This is a genomic window from Pseudomonas sp. TE21394, assembly GCF_054057835.1.
The window spans coordinates 4,702,079-4,717,395 of the sequence record NZ_JBSRZR010000001.1 but is presented as its reverse complement, the minus strand read 5'-3'; the positions used below and the strand labels follow the sequence as shown (position 1 = coordinate 4,717,395).

General features: G+C 64.3%; 15 protein-coding genes and 1 pseudogene. 14 read left to right on the top strand and 2 right to left on the bottom strand.

Annotated elements, in window-relative coordinates; genetic code table 11:
* Positions 1 to 57: 57 nt before the first annotated feature.
* Both paaX and paaY read right to left on the bottom strand, forming a co-directional pair.
* Entirely contained in the window at positions 58 to 981 is a 924-nt protein-coding gene (gene paaX / locus ACVWZT_RS21680; protein ID WP_296233392.1) for a phenylacetic acid degradation operon negative regulatory protein PaaX, read from the bottom strand.
* Positions 982 to 1,058: 77 nt separating this feature from the next.
* The gene (gene paaY, locus ACVWZT_RS21675) at positions 1,059 to 1,658 is read right to left on the bottom strand and encodes a phenylacetic acid degradation protein PaaY (RefSeq protein ID WP_457471302.1); all 600 of its coding nucleotides are present in this window, start codon (positions 1,656 to 1,658) and stop codon (positions 1,059 to 1,061) included.
* 352 nt (positions 1,659 to 2,010) lie between these two features.
* Between paaY and paaF the strand changes: the two genes are divergently transcribed.
* The 14 genes and pseudogenes from paaF to ACVWZT_RS21605 all read left to right on the top strand — a co-directional run bounded on the left by paaF (position 2,011) and on the right by ACVWZT_RS21605 (position 15,299).
* Positions 2,011 to 2,784, top strand: coding sequence for a 2,3-dehydroadipyl-CoA hydratase PaaF (paaF, locus tag ACVWZT_RS21670; protein ID WP_457471300.1), 774 nt, complete (start codon positions 2,011 to 2,013; stop codon positions 2,782 to 2,784).
* 34 nt (positions 2,785 to 2,818) lie between these two features.
* Positions 2,819 to 3,610, top strand: a complete 792-nt coding sequence (paaG, locus tag ACVWZT_RS21665; RefSeq protein ID WP_296233395.1) for a 2-(1,2-epoxy-1,2-dihydrophenyl)acetyl-CoA isomerase PaaG — start codon at positions 2,819 to 2,821, stop codon at positions 3,608 to 3,610.
* Between the two features lie 2 nt (positions 3,611 to 3,612).
* Positions 3,613 to 5,130, top strand: a complete 1,518-nt coding sequence (gene paaH, locus ACVWZT_RS21660; protein WP_457471298.1) for a 3-hydroxyacyl-CoA dehydrogenase PaaH — start codon at positions 3,613 to 3,615, stop codon at positions 5,128 to 5,130.
* The gene (paaI, locus tag ACVWZT_RS21655; RefSeq protein ID WP_296233397.1) at positions 5,123 to 5,563 is read left to right on the top strand and encodes a hydroxyphenylacetyl-CoA thioesterase PaaI; all 441 of its coding nucleotides are present in this window, start codon (positions 5,123 to 5,125) and stop codon (positions 5,561 to 5,563) included. The genes paaH and paaI overlap by 8 nt, the downstream gene beginning before the upstream one ends.
* Complete coding sequence (pcaF, locus tag ACVWZT_RS21650) at positions 5,556 to 6,776, top strand: 3-oxoadipyl-CoA thiolase (protein ID WP_457471296.1); 1,221 nt, start codon at positions 5,556 to 5,558, stop codon at positions 6,774 to 6,776. Before paaI ends, pcaF begins: the two co-directional genes overlap by 8 nt.
* Before the next feature lie 118 nt (positions 6,777 to 6,894).
* Entirely contained in the window at positions 6,895 to 8,214 is a 1,320-nt protein-coding gene (paaK, locus tag ACVWZT_RS21645) for a phenylacetate--CoA ligase PaaK (protein WP_457471294.1), read from the top strand.
* Between the two features lie 194 nt (positions 8,215 to 8,408).
* Positions 8,409 to 9,398, top strand: coding sequence for a 1,2-phenylacetyl-CoA epoxidase subunit PaaA (gene paaA / locus ACVWZT_RS21640; protein WP_296233400.1), 990 nt, complete (start codon positions 8,409 to 8,411; stop codon positions 9,396 to 9,398).
* Positions 9,399 to 9,423: 25 nt separating this feature from the next.
* Positions 9,424 to 9,705, top strand: coding sequence for a 1,2-phenylacetyl-CoA epoxidase subunit PaaB (paaB, locus tag ACVWZT_RS21635; RefSeq protein ID WP_170029893.1), 282 nt, complete (start codon positions 9,424 to 9,426; stop codon positions 9,703 to 9,705).
* An 8-nt stretch (positions 9,706 to 9,713) separates the two neighbouring features.
* Positions 9,714 to 10,472 (top strand): 1,2-phenylacetyl-CoA epoxidase subunit PaaC, encoded by a 759-nt coding sequence (gene paaC / locus ACVWZT_RS21630; RefSeq protein ID WP_457471292.1) that lies wholly within the window; start codon positions 9,714 to 9,716, stop codon positions 10,470 to 10,472.
* On the top strand, positions 10,459 to 10,992 hold the full coding sequence (gene paaD, locus ACVWZT_RS21625) for a 1,2-phenylacetyl-CoA epoxidase subunit PaaD (protein ID WP_457471291.1): 534 nt from the start codon (positions 10,459 to 10,461) through the stop codon (positions 10,990 to 10,992). Before paaC ends, paaD begins: the two co-directional genes overlap by 14 nt.
* Positions 10,993 to 11,007: 15 nt before the next feature.
* Positions 11,008 to 12,084: a 1,2-phenylacetyl-CoA epoxidase subunit PaaE gene (gene paaE, locus ACVWZT_RS21620; protein ID WP_457471289.1), complete on the top strand. Its 1,077-nt coding sequence runs from the start codon at positions 11,008 to 11,010 to the stop codon at positions 12,082 to 12,084.
* 78 nt (positions 12,085 to 12,162) lie between these two features.
* The gene (locus ACVWZT_RS21615) at positions 12,163 to 12,471 is read left to right on the top strand and encodes a DUF485 domain-containing protein (RefSeq protein ID WP_457471287.1); all 309 of its coding nucleotides are present in this window, start codon (positions 12,163 to 12,165) and stop codon (positions 12,469 to 12,471) included.
* A pseudogene (locus ACVWZT_RS21610) lies at positions 12,462 to 14,030 on the top strand (cation acetate symporter); the annotation flags it as partial. The gene ACVWZT_RS21615 and the pseudogene ACVWZT_RS21610, both read left to right, overlap by 10 nt.
* Positions 14,031 to 14,066: 36 nt before the next feature.
* Complete coding sequence (locus ACVWZT_RS21605; protein ID WP_457471285.1) at positions 14,067 to 15,299, top strand: OprD family porin; 1,233 nt, start codon at positions 14,067 to 14,069, stop codon at positions 15,297 to 15,299.
* The last annotated feature ends 18 nt before the right edge of the window (positions 15,300 to 15,317 follow it).

The following is a 15,317-nucleotide window of genomic DNA, read 5'->3' as shown; positions in this document are numbered from 1 at the left end:
GTTTCACATATAACTACACTAAATATTCATTTAGCGTAGTTATAACTGAGCGATCCCCTACAGCAGGCCGCCAAAACGCTTGTAGAACCCTTCATTCACATCCGGCAGCGGACCATCAGCCGTCTCCAACGCAGCATTCAGCCACTCTTCTGCCTTGGCAAATACCAGGCGATACAGGTTACGGCACAGCTGTCGCGCGGCCCTTCCCTCCCAATCACCTGGCAGCAGCTCGTCCGGCAGTTGCGGATCGCGCAGCAACAGCCGGCGGTATTCGTGGATCAGCAGCGTACGGGCCAGGAAGCAATCCTGCCCATCCAGTTGTTGCTGCTCTTTCAAGCCTTGCCAGAGCGGCCGGAACAGTTGGATGAACTCGCTGTACTGCTGCCCCAGCTCGTCAATGCGCCAGCTTTCCCGGACCTGCGCGCGCATGGCCTTGGAGGCAAGCACTTCCTGGGTATGGGTTTCGAAGACGATGCTGTCGTCAGCGGCTTCCAGCTCGCGCAAGGTCGCCGTCAAGTCGGCGCGGTCAGCGCGTGGGCAGCCCAGCAGGTTCGGCGCCATGGCACCAAACCCCTGCCACTCCAGTTCTTCACGCAACGCTTTGCGCTTGCCAGCTTCGAGCTGCGACAGCAATACCAAGGTCCAGGCGCCGTCCCAGGCGGGTTGGCTGGGGCTGTAGACCCTTTTGAAAGCTTTTTCGAAGCGCCGCCGGCCAGTACCCGTCAGGCTGTAATAGCTGCGCCGACCAACCTTCTCGGCGGTCAGCCAGCCTTCCTTGGTCAGGCGGAAGATCGACGTGCGAATCAGCCGCTCGTTGATGCCAACCGGTTCCAGCAGGTTGATCAGGCTGCCCAGCCAGACGGTGCCACCGTGGGGTTCGATGGCGTCGCCGTACAAAGTGATGATCAGGGAACTGGCACGGATCGGCGTCTGTTCCTGGAAGCGGGTGATCAGGTTGTTCAGTGGGGCAAGATTGCTCATGGGCGAACTGTGCGCGGATAAAGCACCGACTATACCTGTGCGGCAGACCGTCTGACCATGGCGTGACGCTGCCAGGCTCATGCCGGTGTCGAACCTTTGGGTCTGACACCGGTGTCTTCCATGCGTGGGCGCTCGGGCTCGGCTTCGTTCAGTGGCAGGCATTCAACCATGCTATTCATGCAGCGTTGTGCCAGGTGTTGGTACTCGGCGGTGCCGCGCTGCTTCCAGGCTAGCTCCTGTTCGCTCAGCGAACGTTTGACCTGGGCTGGCGACCCCATCACCAGGCTTTGTGCCGCGCATGCGAAACCCGCTTTGACGAATGCAGTAGCCGCAACGATGCAGCGTGGCGCCACCCGGGCACCGTCCATGACCACGGCGTTCATGCCGACCAACGAGTCTTCACCGATGCGGCAGCCGTGCAACACGGCGCCGTGCCCGACATGCCCGTTGCGTTCGACCACCGTATCGCCCCCGGGGAAGCCATGCATCACACAGGTGTCCTGCAGGTTGGCTCCCTCCTCCAGCACGATGCGGCCGAAATCCCCCCGCAGCGATGCCAGTGGGCCCACATAGCAACGCGGGCCGATGATGACGTCGCCAATCAGCACGGCGCTGGGGTGCACATAAGCGGTGGGATGAACCACGGGCGTCAGGCCGTCCAGTCGATAGCAAGGCATGGCTAAAGCTCCTGAAATGATAAAAATCGCTTCCGGATCTTGTATCGCATTTAAGCGGCCGTCAACCGCCTGGCTCATGTATCACTTTTTCCGCCGGGGATGACTTTCGTAATCCGCAAAGCCCAGCGAATAACCTCCGCGCTGCAATCTGTCCAAGCGCTTGGGTAGAGTGGCTGTCATGCTGGCGTCCATGCATACAAGATACAGCAAATCATTTTTAATGTTGCATTAGTGTATCGCATGGTGCATATACTGGTGCCACCTGGACGTGGCCCAGCATTACGTCCCTGCAGACAATTCCAATAAATGCCGGCCCCACGAGGTGCCGTGCGAGCAGCCAGAGGAACCCGACATGCCGCGATATCTCGACGTGCAGGCGCCCGAACAGGCCGTCCGGCTCATTACCCTGCAGCGGTCCGAGGCCTTGAACGCCTTGTGCACCGAGCTGCTCGCAGAACTGGCCGCTGCACTGAGGGCGGTCGAGAAGGATGCACAGGCCCGCGTGGTCATCATCACCGGTGATCGCAAGGCATTCGCCGCCGGCGCGGATATCCGCGAGATGGCCGAGCGCGATCTGGTGGGCATCCTCAATGATCCCCGCGTTGCTCACTGGCAGGACATCGCTGCTTTCAGCAAGCCACTGATCGCTGCGGTCAACGGCTATGCCCTGGGCGGCGGATGTGAGCTGATGATGTGCGCCGACATCGTCATCGCCGGCACCGATGCACGCTTCGGCCAGCCGGAAATCAACCTCGGCATCATCCCCGGCGCCGGCGGCACCCAACGCCTGCTGCGGGCCGTAGGCAAGCCGCTGGCCATGCAAATGGTCCTGACTGGCGAGACCATCACCGCTCGCCACGCGCTGCAGGCGGGCCTGGTCAGCGAAGTCACCCTGCCCGAACTCACGATAGAACGCGCCATGCAGGTCGCCCGCAACATCGCTGCCAAGGCGCCGCTGGCGGTGCGCCTGGCCAAGGAAGCACTGCTGAAGGCCGCTGACACCGACCTGGCCAGCGGCCTGCGCTTCGAGCGTCATGCCTTCACCTTGCTGGCCGGCACCGCCGACCGTGACGAAGGTATCCGCGCTTTCCAGGAAAAACGCCAAGCCCGCTTCCAGGGCCGCTGATCATCCTTCCCTAGCCTGACGAAGCGAGTCTGTCATGACCTTCCAGCACATTCTGTTTTCCATCGAGGACGGCGTCGCCCTCCTCTCCTTGAACCGTCCCGAGCAGCTGAACAGCTTCAATACCGCCATGCATCTGGAAGTACGCGAAGCGCTCAAGCAGGTGCGCCAGAGCAGTGATGCACGGGTGCTGCTGCTGACCGCCGAAGGCCGCGGCTTTTGTGCCGGCCAGGACCTCTCCGAGCGCAATGTCGCACCCGGCGCCGAGATGCCGGACCTGGGCGAATCAATCGAACGCTTCTACAACCCGCTGGTGCGTACCCTGCGTGACTTGCCATTGCCGGTGATCTGCGCGGTCAATGGCGTGGCGGCCGGCGCCGGTGCCAATATCCCGCTGGCCTGCGACCTGGTGCTGGCGGCACGTTCGGCCAGCTTCATCCAGGCGTTCTGCAAGATCGGCCTGGTGCCGGACTCCGGGGGGACCTGGCTGCTGCCGCGCCTGGTCGGCATGGCACGGGCCAAGGCCCTGGCCATGCTGGGTGAGCGCCTCGGCGCAGAACAGGCCCAGCAATGGGGGCTGATCCACCGCGTGGTGGATGATGCAGCCCTGCGCGACGAGGCCCTCACCCTCGCCCGCCAGCTCGCCACCCAGCCAACCTATGGCCTGGCCCTGATCAAGCGCGGCCTGAACGCCAGCTTCGACAATGCTTTCGATGAACAGCTGGAGCTGGAGCGCGACCTGCAACGCCTGGCCGGGCGCAGCGAGGACTACCGTGAAGGGGTCAGCGCCTTCGTCGACAAGCGCACCCCGGCATTCAAGGGGCGTTGATCATGAGTGCACTTGCAAGCAATGCACCGGTGGCGGTGATCGGCGCGGGTGCCATGGGGGCTGGCATCGCCCAGGTCGCAGCGCAGTCCGGTCACCCGGTCAAACTCTACGACAACCGCCCTGGTGCTGCTGTGCAGGCGGTGGCCGGTATCGATCGGCAACTTGCCCGGCTGGTGGAAAAAGGCACCTTGCAGCCCGCCGAACGGGAAGCGATCAGCGCCCGGCTGTGCCCGGTGGAGCATATTGAGGCCCTGGCCGATGCGCGCCTGGTGATCGAGGCCATCGTCGAGAACCTGCACGTCAAGCAAGCGTTGTTCACCCAGCTGGAAGCCCTGTGTGCCGCTGACTGCATCTTGGCCAGCAATACGTCGTCGCTGTCCATCACCAGCCTGGCCGCCGAGCTGGAACGCCCGCAACAGGTGGTCGGCATGCATTTCTTCAACCCCGCACCGCTGATGGCGCTGGTCGAAGTGGTGTCGGGCCTGGCGACCGCGCCGGCCGTTGCTGCATGCATCCATGCCACCGCCAAGGCCTGGGGCAAGCAGCCAGTGCATGCGCGCTCCACGCCAGGTTTCATCGTCAACCGCGTGGCGCGGCCATTCTACGCGGAAAGCCTGCGTCTGCTGCAGGAAGGCGCAGCCGATTGCGCGACGCTGGACGCGCTGTTACGGGATGCCGGCGGATTCCGCATGGGCGCATTCGAGCTGACTGACCTGATCGGCCATGACGTCAATTACGCGGTCACCTGCTCGGTGTTCGAAGCGTTCTATGGCGACTTCCGCTTCCAGCCTTCGTTGATGCAGAAGGAGCTGGTCGACGCCGGCCGTCTCGGACGCAAGACCGGCCAGGGTTTCTACAGTTATGCCGAAGGGGCCGAGCGTCCGCGGCCACACGAACTGTACAGCTCGGCCACAGCCGAGGCCTGCGTCGTCGAAGGCCATCTCGGGGTGTTGCAGCCGCTGGTCGAGCGCCTGCGCGCAAGCGGCATCACCGCGACCCAGCGTGCCGGTAGTGGCCTGATCCACGTCGGCGATGCCACCTTGGCGCTGTCGGATGGCCGCCTGGCCAGCCAGCGGGCACGGCAAGACGGCCTGCGCAACCTGGTGCTGCTGGACCTGGCATTGGATTACCGCAGCGCCACGCGCCTTGCCATCAGCTGGTCGGCGGACACCAGCGACCACGCGCGCGACCAGGCGGTGGCCTTGCTGCAGCGCGCCGGCCTACGGGTTACCCCTGTCGCCGACCTGCCCGGCCTGGTGGTGTTGCGGACTGTGGCCATGCTCGCCAACGAGGCCGCCGATGCCGTGTTGCAAGGCGTCGGCAGCGCCGCCGACATCGACCTGGCCATGCGCGTGGGCGTCAACTACCCCTGTGGCCCGCTGGCCTGGGCGGCGAACATCGGCATTGCCCAGACCCTGCGTGTGCTCGACAACCTGCAGCGCAGCTACGGCGAGAGCCGCTACCGCCCTTCCCTGCTGTTACGCCGCTGCGAAGCCGAAGGAGGCAGCCTGCATGACTGAAGTCGAACTGGCACAAGCCTGTGCCGACACCTTGTACGCCCGCGACCTGGCCACCCAGGGCCTGGGCATCCAGCTGCTGGCCGCCGGCCCTGGCCAGGCATCCCTGCGCATGCTGGTACGCGCCGACATGATCCAGGGCCATGGCACCTGCCACGGCGGCTTCCTGTTCGCCCTGGCCGATTCGGCGTTCGCTTTCGCCTGCAACAGTTATGACCAGGCCACCGTCGCCCTGGGCTGCAGTATCGACTACCTGGCCCCGGCACTGCGCGGTGACGTGCTCACCGCCCAGGCCAGCGAGGTCAGCCGCAAGGGCCGCACAGGCCTGTACCAGGTCCGCATCGAGAACCAGCGTGGTGAATTGTTGGCGATGTTCCATGGCAAATCCTACAAAGTGCGCGGCACGGTGCTGACGCAGGAGACGCAAGATGACTGAACACACCCAGGCCGATGCCTTGATCATCGACGCCGTGCGCACCCCCATCGGCCGATATGCCGGGGCCTTGAGCAGTGTGCGGGCCGATGACCTGGCGGCCATTCCACTCAAGGCGCTGATCCGCCGCCACCCGGAACTGGACTGGAAGGCCATCGACGACGTGATCCTCGGTTGTGCCAACCAGGCGGGCGAGGACAACCGTAACGTGGCGCACATGGCCAGCCTGCTGGCCGGGCTGCCCATCGAGGTGCCCGGCACCACCATCAACCGCCTGTGCGGTTCCGGCCTCGACGCCATTGGCACTGCCGCCCGTGCCCTGCGCTGCGGCGAAGCCGGGTTGATGCTGGCCGGTGGTGTGGAGTCGATGTCGCGTGCGCCGTTCGTCATGGGCAAGGCGGAGCAGGCGTTCGGCCGCGCGGCCGAACTGTTCGACACCACCATTGGCTGGCGTTTCATCAACCCTTTGCTGAAGGCGGCCTTCGGCACCGATTCCATGCCGGAAACCGCCGAAAACGTTGCCCAGCAGTTCGGCATTTCGCGTGCCGACCAGGACGCGTTCGCCCTGCGCAGCCAGCACAAGGCTGCTGCGGCCCAGGCGCGTGGCCGCCTGGCACGGGAAATCGTGCCGGTCGAAATCGCGCAGCGCAAAGGCCCGGCCAAAGTGGTCGAGCACGACGAGCACCCGCGTGGTGACACCACCCTGGAGCAGCTGGCCAGGCTTGGCACCCCGTTCCGCGAAGATGGCAGCGTCACCGCCGGCAATGCCTCCGGTGTCAATGACGGCGCCTGCGCGCTGTTGCTGGCCAGCAGCGTCGCCGCCCGTCGCCACGGCCTCAAGGCCCGCGGGCGCATCGTCGGCATGGCCGCGGCCGGGGTTGAACCGCGGCTGATGGGCATGGGGCCGGTACCGGCCAGCCGCAAGGTCCTCGAGCTGACCGGGCTGACCTTGGCCGACATGGACGTCATCGAACTCAACGAGGCCTTTGCCGCCCAGGGCTTGGCGGTACTGCGCGAGCTGGGCCTGGCCGACGACGACAAGCGGGTCAACCCCAATGGCGGAGCCATCGCCCTGGGCCACCCGCTGGGCATGAGCGGTGCACGCCTGGTCACCACTGCCCTGCACGAATTGGAGGAAAGCGCCGGGCGCTACGCCCTGTGCACCATGTGCATCGGCGTGGGCCAAGGCATCGCGATGGTCATCGAACGCCTTTGAGCGGCGCCGACCACCGGCCCGTTACCGAACCGAACGCAGCCGTATATGCTGCGCTCATGACACTCACCGCGCAGCCTGCAACCGCTGTGCGGCGTACAAGAACAATTCGAGTGAAGCCATGAACATGTACCATGATGCCGATCGTGCCCTGCTGGACCCGATGGAAACCGCCAGCGTGGATGCCCTGCGCCAGCACCAGCTGGAGCGCCTGCGCTGGAGCCTGAAGCACGCCTACGACAACGTACCGCTGTACCGCCAGCGCTTTGCCGAGTGCGGCGCCCACCCCGACGACCTCAAGTGCCTCGAAGACCTGGCGAAGTTCCCGTTCACCGGCAAGAACGACCTGCGCGACAACTACCCCTACGGCATGTTCGCCGTGCCCCAGCAGGAGGTGGTGCGCCTGCACGCCTCCAGCGGCACGACTGGCAAGCCGACGGTGGTCGGCTACACCCAGAACGACATCGACACCTGGGCCAACGTGGTGGCCCGCTCGATCCGCGCCGCCGGTGGGCGCAAGGGGGACAAGGTGCATGTTTCCTACGGCTATGGCCTGTTTACTGGCGGGCTGGGCGCGCATTATGGCGCCGAACGCCTGGGTTGCACGGTGATCCCCATGTCCGGCGGCCAGACCGAGAAGCAGGTGCAGCTGATCCGCGACTTCCAGCCCGACATCATCATGGTTACCCCGTCCTACATGCTCAACCTGGCCGACGAGATCGAGCGCCAGGGTATTGACCCGCACACGCTCCGGCTGCGGCTGGGTATTTTTGGGGCCGAACCCTGGACCGACGAGCTGCGCCGCTCCATCGAGCAGCGCCTGGGCATCGATGCCCTCGACATTTATGGCCTGTCGGAAATCATGGGCCCTGGGGTGGCGATGGAATGCCTCGAAACCAAGGACGGCCCGACCATCTGGGAAGACCATTTCTACCCCGAGATCATCGACCCGATCACCGGTCAGGTATTACCGGACGGCCAGCTGGGTGAGCTGGTGTTCACCTCGCTGAGCAAGGAAGCGTTGCCCATGGTGCGCTACCGCACCCGCGACCTGACCCGGTTGCTGCCCGGCACCGCCCGGCCGATGCGGCGGATCGGCAAGATCACCGGTCGCAGCGACGACATGCTGATCATTCGCGGGGTCAACGTGTTTCCGACCCAGGTCGAGGAACAAGTGCTTAAAATAAAACAGCTTTCCGAGCTTTACGAGATACATTTGTATCGAAAAGGAAACCTGGACAGTGTGGAGGTGCATGTGGAGTTGCGTTCGGACTGCCAGCACCTTGATGAAGGCCAGCGCAAGCTGCTGGTGGCTGAGCTGACCCGGCAGATCAAGACCTATATCGGAATCAGCACTCACGTCTGCCTGCAGCCCGGTGGCACGCTCAAGCGCTCCGAAGGCAAGGCTTGTCACGTGTTCGACAAACGGTTGGCCAGCTGATTCATTCGGCTGCCTGTCTGGCCCCGGCATCGTCCGGGGCTTTTTTTGCGTTTTTCCGACTGGCCTCTTCGCGGGTTTACCCGCGAATGGGCATCAATGTGATATACAAATATTATTCGATACAAATGAAATTGTTTGACGTTGTGTTTTGTATCGCTTACAAATGACTCATGCCTTAGCAGGAGTCGCAGCACATGTACGCACAGCTAGTGGAAACCGGAGTCAAGCGCGTCAAGTCGCTGGAAGAGATGTCGCCCGAGGAGCGCAACTTCCAGGAAAAGATCGACGCCGAAATCAAGATAGAGGCCAAGAACTGGATGCCCGAGGCCTACCGCCAGACCCTGATCCGGCAGATCTCGCAGCACGCCCATTCGGAAATCGTCGGTATGCTCCCAGAAGGCAACTGGGTCACCCGTGCCCCCAGCCTGAAGCGCAAGCTGCAGCTGATGGCCAAGATCCAGGACGAAGCCGGCCATGGCCTGTACCTGTACAGCGCCATGGAAACCCTGGGCGCCGACCGTGACGAAGAGATCGCCAAGCTGCACGACGGCAAGGCCAAGTATTCGAGCATCTTCAACTACCCCACCCTCAGCTGGGCCGACATGGGCGCGGTGGGCTGGCTGGTGGATGGCGCCGCCATCGTCAACCAGGTGGTACTGCAGCGCACCTCCTACGGCCCTTACTCGCGCGCCATGATCCGTATCTGCAAGGAAGAGAGCTTCCACCAGCGCCAGGGCTACGAAATGCTCCTGACCATGATGCGCCACGGCACCCAGGCGCAGCGCGACATGGTCCAGGACGCCATCAACCGCCTGTGGTGGCCGGCGCTGATGATGTTCGGCCCCAGCGACGAACATTCCCCCAACAGCGCCCAGTCCATGGCCTGGAAAATCAAGCGTCAGACCAACGATGAACTGCGTCAGCGCTTCATCGACCAGACCGTGCCGCAGCTGGAGCTGCTTGGCTGTACCGCCCCTGATCCGGAACTGAAGTGGAATGCCGAGCGCGGCCACTATGATTTTGGCGAAATCCAGTGGGACGAGTTCTACGAAGTGATCAAGGGCAATGGCCCGTGCAACCAGGAACGTGTCGCCACCCGGCGCAAGGCCATCGAGGACGGCGCCTGGGTACGCGAGGCTGCGGTGGCCTACGCGCGCAAGCAACAGAACAGGAACGCCGCCTGAGCGGCGATTGATGCGGAGATCGAAAATGTCTGTCTGGACCCTCTATGAAGTGTTCGTGCGCAGCAAGCACGGCCTTAACCACAAGCATGTCGGCAGCGTGCACGCTGCCGATGCGGCCATGGCCATCGAGAACGCCCGCGAGCTGTATACCCGCCGCAGCGAGGGCGTAAGCCTGTGGGTGGTACCCTCGGCCCTGATCACCGCCTCCTCCCCTGACGACAAAGACCCGCTGTTCGCCCCGGCGGACGACAAGGTCTATCGCCACGCCAGCTTTTACGAACTGCCCGACGAAGTCGGGCACATGTGAGGTTGGCCATGCACAAGCACGATCTGATCCCATACCTGCTGCTGCTCGGCGACAGTGCCCTGGTGCAGGGCCAGCGCCTTTGCCAATGGTGTGGCCGGGCCCCGGCCCTCGAAGAAGAACTGGCCCTGATGAACGTGGGCCTCGACCTGGTCGGCCAGGCGCGTAACTGGCTGGAATATGCCGCCGAGCTGCTGGATGATGGCCGCGACGCCGATGCCCTGGCCTTCCGTCGCGACGAGCGGGCCTACCGCAACCTGCTGCTGGTCGAGCAACCCAATGGCGACTTCGCCGTGACCATGACCAAGCAGTTCCTTTATGACGCTTGGCATTTCGCTGTGCTCCAGGGCCTGGCCGGCTCTCGCGACGAGCGAATTGCCGGGATCGCTGCCAAGGCCCTGAAAGAAGTCACCTACCACCTGCGCCGTTCCAGCGAATGGGTACAGCGCCTTGGCGGCGGCACCGAAGAAAGCCGCCAGCGCATGCTTGCAGCCATCCCGGCACTGTGGCGCTTCACCGTTGAACTCAGCACTGGCAGTGCCAACGAGGTAAAACTGGCCCAGGCAGGTATCGCCGCCGACCCGGCCAGCGTCGGCGCAGGCTGGCTGCAGCAGGTTGGCGAAGTCTTCGCTTCGGTCGAACTGCCGCTGCCCAAAGCCGCCAGCCAGTTCTACCTGGATGGGCGCAAAGGTCTTCACACCGAGCATCTTGGCCTGCTGCTGGCCGAGATGCAGTTCCTGCCAAGGGCCTACCCCGATGCAACCTGGTGAGCTGATTGCCGGCGACCGTGGCGCCCGCGCTCCACGCGCGGACGACCTGGCACGTGCCTGGGCGGTGCTGGCCCAGGTCATGGACCCGGAAGTGCCCGTGGTCAGCGTGGTCGACCTGGGCATCGTCCGTGGCCTGGACTGGCGTGCTGGCCATCTGCACCTGGTGGTCACGCCGACCTACTCCGGCTGCCCGGCCACCGAGGTGATCGAGGCGGATATCCGCCAGGCGCTGGAGCAGGCGGGTTTCCCGGCCCCTGCGCTGGAGCGCCGGCTGACGCCGGCATGGACCACCGACTGGATCAGCGAACTGGGCCGCGAACGCCTGCGTGCCTATGGCATCGCCCCGCCGCAAGGCAGTGGCAGCAAGCGCAGCCTGCTCGGCGAGGTGCCCCAGGTGTGCTGCCCACAATGCGGCAGCGCCCATACCGCATTGCTCAGCCAGTTCGGCTCCACCGCTTGCAAGTCGCTGTACCGCTGCCGCGAGTGCCTGGAGCCGTTCGACTATTTCAAATGCATTTGAGCCGTGGAGAACGCCATGAGCCCGTTTCACAACCTGACCATCAAGCAAGTACGCAACGAGACCCGCGATGCGGTATCGATTGCCTTCGACGTGCCCGAGCACCTGCGCGAGACGTTCCGCTTCACCCAGGGCCAGTACCTGGTCATGCGCACCCAGCTGGACAACGAAGAAGTCCGCCGTTCCTATTCCATCTGCAGCGCCGTGCAGGACGGCGAGCTGCGCGTGGCGGTCAAGCGCGTGCCTGGCGGGCGCTTCTCGGCGTTTGCCAATGACGTACTCAAGGCCGGCCAGCAGCTGGAAGTGATGCCGCCGTCGGGCAGCTTCTTCGTGCCGCTGGACCCGGCCCGCCAGGGCAATTACCTGGGGGTCGCCGCCGGCAGCGGCATTACCCCGGTCCTGTCGATCATCGCCACCACCCTGGCCAGCGAACCGCACAGCCGCTTCACCCTGCTGTACGGCAACCGCTCCAGCTCCGGCGCACTGTTCCGTGACAGGCTCGAAGACCTGAAGAACCGTTACCTCGACCGCCTGAACCTGATTTTCGTGTTCAGCCGCGAACAACAGGATGTCGACTTGTACAACGGTCGCATCGATGCCGACAAGTGCGGCCAGCTGTTCTCGCGCTGGCTGGATGTTGCCAGCCTGGATGCGGCGTTCATCTGTGGCCCGCAGGCAATGACCGAGACCGTGCGCGACAGCCTCAAGGCCAATGGCATGGCCAAGGACCGCATCCACTTCGAACTGTTTGCCGCCGCCGGCAGCGAAGCCCGACGCGAAGCCCGCGAGGCGGCGCGCCAGGTGGACTCGGCGCTCAGCCACATCACTGTCATCAGCGATGGCCGCGCCCTCACCTTCGACCTGCCACGCAATACCCGCAACGTGCTGGACGCTGGCAATGCCGTCGGCGCCGAACTGCCGTATTCGTGCAAGGCCGGGGTGTGCTCCACCTGCAAGTGCCGGGTCATCGAAGGCGAGGTGGAAATGGACAGCAACCATGCCCTGGAGGATTACGAAGTGGCGGCCGGGTACGTGCTGTCGTGCCAGACCTACCCGGTGAGCGACAAGGTGGTACTCGACTTCGACCAGCTCTGAAACCGCCCAAACAGCAGCGACAGGCAACACCCGCGTGACCTCATCAAAAACAATTACAACACCCAGAGATCGCAACCCATGACCCCCGAACGCATCGAAAGCATCGTCAACCACCCCGACTTCCAGCACCTGGTCCGGCGCAAACGCCGCCTGAACGGCGGCCTGACCCTGGCCATGCTGGTGACCTACTACGGCTTCGTCCTGCTGGTGGCGTTTTCCCCCAGCACCCTTGGCCAGTCTCTCAGCGGTGGCGTGACTACCGTCGGCATGCTGGTGGGCGTGCTGATGGTACTGCTGTCCTTCGCCCTCACCGGCATCTATGTGCATCGTGCCAACAACGCGCTCGACCCGCTCAACGACAAGGTCAAGCAGGAGTGCGCACAATGAACTGGACAGCCATCTCGATGTTCATGGTGTTCGTCTGCTTCACCTTGCTGGTCACCCGCTGGGCTGCCCTGCGCACCCGCTCGGCCAGTGACTTCTATACCGCCGGCGGGGGCCTCAGCGGCATGCAGAACGGCCTGGCGATCGCCGGCGACATGATCAGCGCCGCCTCGTTCCTGGGTATTTCGGCGATGATGTTCCTGAACGGCTACGACGGCCTGCTGTATGCGCTGGGCGTGCTCGCCGGCTGGCCGATCATCCTGTTCCTGATCGCCGAGCGCTTGCGCAACCTGGGCAAGTACACCTTCGCCGACGTGGTCAGCTACCGCCTGGCGCAAACCCCGGTGCGCCTCACCTCGGCATTCGGCACCCTGGTGGTGGCGCTGATGTACCTGGTCGCGCAGATGGTCGGCGCCGGCAAGCTGATCGAGCTGCTGTTCGGCATCAGCTACCTGTATGCGGTGATGCTGGTCGGCGTGCTGATGGTCGCCTACGTCACCTTTGGCGGCATGCTCGCCACCACCTGGGTGCAGATCATCAAGGCAGTGATGCTGTTGTCCGGCACCAGCTTCATGGCGTTCATGGTGCTCAGGCACTTCGGCTTCAGCACCGAGGCGATGTTCGCCAGTGCCGTGGCCGTGCATGCCAAGGGCCAGGCGATCATGGCCCCAGGCGGTTTGTTGTCCAACCCGGTGGATGCCATTTCGCTGGGGCTGGGCATGATGTTCGGCACGGCCGGCCTGCCGCATATCCTGATGCGCTTCTTTACCGTCAGCGACGCCAAGGAAGCGCGCAAGAGCGTGTTCTATGCCACCGGCTTCATCGGCTATTTCTACCTGCTGCTGATCGTCATCGGCTTTGGCGCCATCGTCATGGTCGGCACCGAGCCGTCCTATCGCGATGCCACTGGCGCGATCATCGGCGGTGGCAACATGGTCGCCGTGCACCTGGCCCAGGCGGTGGGTGGCAACCTGTTCCTCGGTTTCATCTCCGCCGTGGCCTTCGCCACCATCCTCGCCGTGGTTGCCGGCCTGGCGTTGTCGGGAGCTTCGGCCGTATCTCACGACCTGTATGCCTGCGTAATACGCCAGGGCCAGGCCAGCGAACAGGAGGAAATGCGCGTGTCGCGCCTGGCCACCCTGCTGATCGGTCTGCTGGCGGTGATCCTCGGCCTGCTGTTCGAGTCGCAGAACATCGCCTTCCTCTCCGGGCTGGTACTGGCGGTGGCCGCCTCGGTCAACTTCCCGGTACTGCTGCTCTCGATGTTCTGGAAAGGCCTGACCACCCGTGGCGCGGTGTGCGGCAGCATGGCCGGGCTGCTCTCGGCGGTGCTGCTGGTCGTCCTGGGGCCGGCGGTGTGGGTCAACGTGCTGCATCACGAACGCGCGCTGTTCCCATACAGCAACCCGGCGTTGTTCTCCATGAGCCTGGCGTTCCTCGGCGCCTGGGTGTTCTCGGTCACCGACAGCTCCGAACGGGCCAGCCAGGAACGTGGCCGCTACCTGGCGCAGTTCATCCGCTCCATGACCGGAATCGGCGCTGCTGGCGCCAGCAAGCACTGACTCCAAGGAAGAACAACCATGTCGGCTAGAACAACAATGAACCGCACACACTTGCTGTCGGCCGCCTGGCTGGCGAGCCTCACCCTGCCGTTGCCGGCGCTGGCGGACTTCGTCGGTGACAGCCACGCCCGCCTGGAGCTGCGCAACCACTACCTCAACCGCGACTTCCGCCAGAGCAACGCAGCGCAGGCCAAGGCCGAGGAATGGGGCCAGGGCTTCACCGCCAAGCTGGAGTCGGGTTTCACCGAGGGCCCGCTTGGCGTTGGCCTCGACGCCATGGGGCAGCTGGGGATCAAGCTCGACTCCAGCCGCGACCGCCGCAACACTGGCCTGCTGCCCTTTGGCCCGAACAGCCATGAACCGGTCGACAACTACAGTGAACTGGGCCTGACCGGCAAGCTGCGGCTGGCCAAGAGCACCCTGCGTGTAGGCACCCTGCAACCGATCCTGCCGGTGGTGGTGTACAACGATACCCGCCTGCTGGCCTCCACCTTCCAGGGCGGGCTGTTGAACAGCCAGGACCTCGCCGGCCTGACCCTCAATGCCGGCCGCCTGACCCAGGCCAACCTGCGTGACTCCTCGGGCCGCGATGACATCGGCTACGGCGCCGCCAGCAGCGACCACCTGGACTTCGGCGGCGGCAGCTATGCCATTACCGCTGGAACCAGCGTCAGCTACTACTACGCCAAGCTCGAGGGCATCTACCGCCAGCAGTTCGTAGGCCTGGTCGATACCCGGCCGCTGGGCGAGGGCCTGAGCCTGCGCACCGACCTGCGCTATTTCGATAGCCGCGAAGACGGCGCCGAACGTGCCGGCACCATCGATAACCGCAACTTCAACGCCATGTTCACCCTCGGCGTGCGGGCCCACAAGTTCACCGCCACGTGGCAACAGATGTCCGGCGACAGCGCATTCCCGTTCGTCAACGGCGGCGATCCGTTCACCGTCAACCTGGTTACCTACAACACCTTCACCCGCGCCGGGCTGGACTCCTGGCAGCTGCGCTACGACTACGACTTCGTCGCCATGGGCATTCCCGGCCTGAGCTTCATGACCCGCTACACCGACGGCCGCCACGCCGAAACCGCCACGCTCAGCAACGGCCGTGAGCGCGAGCGTGACACCGACATCACCTACGTCATCCAGAGCGGCCCGTTCAAGGACGTCAGCCTGCGCTGGCGCAACGTCACCTTCCGCTCCGGCAATGGCCTGACCAACGCCGTGGACGAAAACCGCCTGATCATCGGCTACACCCTGGCGCTGTGGTAACAGCTCCCCTTACCTCTG

Bases quoted from the DNA above. Each gene is read 5' to 3' on its own strand.
- paaX (WP_296233392.1), bottom strand. From the start codon at position 981: ATGAGCAATCTTGCCCCACTGAACAACCTGATCACCCGCTTCCAGGAA.
- paaY (WP_457471302.1), bottom strand. From the start codon at position 1,658: ATGCCTTGCTATCGACTGGACGGCCTGACGCCCGTGGTTCATCCCACC.
- paaF (WP_457471300.1), top strand. From the start codon at position 2,011: ATGCCGCGATATCTCGACGTGCAGGCGCCCGAACAGGCCGTCCGGCTC.
- paaG (WP_296233395.1), top strand. From the start codon at position 2,819: ATGACCTTCCAGCACATTCTGTTTTCCATCGAGGACGGCGTCGCCCTC.
- paaH (WP_457471298.1), top strand. From the start codon at position 3,613: ATGAGTGCACTTGCAAGCAATGCACCGGTGGCGGTGATCGGCGCGGGT.
- paaI (WP_296233397.1), top strand. From the start codon at position 5,123: ATGACTGAAGTCGAACTGGCACAAGCCTGTGCCGACACCTTGTACGCC.
- pcaF (WP_457471296.1), top strand. From the start codon at position 5,556: ATGACTGAACACACCCAGGCCGATGCCTTGATCATCGACGCCGTGCGC.
- paaK (WP_457471294.1), top strand. From the start codon at position 6,895: ATGAACATGTACCATGATGCCGATCGTGCCCTGCTGGACCCGATGGAA.
- paaA (WP_296233400.1), top strand. From the start codon at position 8,409: ATGTACGCACAGCTAGTGGAAACCGGAGTCAAGCGCGTCAAGTCGCTG.
- paaB (WP_170029893.1), top strand. From the start codon at position 9,424: ATGTCTGTCTGGACCCTCTATGAAGTGTTCGTGCGCAGCAAGCACGGC.
- paaC (WP_457471292.1), top strand. From the start codon at position 9,714: ATGCACAAGCACGATCTGATCCCATACCTGCTGCTGCTCGGCGACAGT.
- paaD (WP_457471291.1), top strand. From the start codon at position 10,459: ATGCAACCTGGTGAGCTGATTGCCGGCGACCGTGGCGCCCGCGCTCCA.
- paaE (WP_457471289.1), top strand. From the start codon at position 11,008: ATGAGCCCGTTTCACAACCTGACCATCAAGCAAGTACGCAACGAGACC.
- ACVWZT_RS21615 (WP_457471287.1), top strand. From the start codon at position 12,163: ATGACCCCCGAACGCATCGAAAGCATCGTCAACCACCCCGACTTCCAG.
- ACVWZT_RS21605 (WP_457471285.1), top strand. From the start codon at position 14,067: ATGAACCGCACACACTTGCTGTCGGCCGCCTGGCTGGCGAGCCTCACC.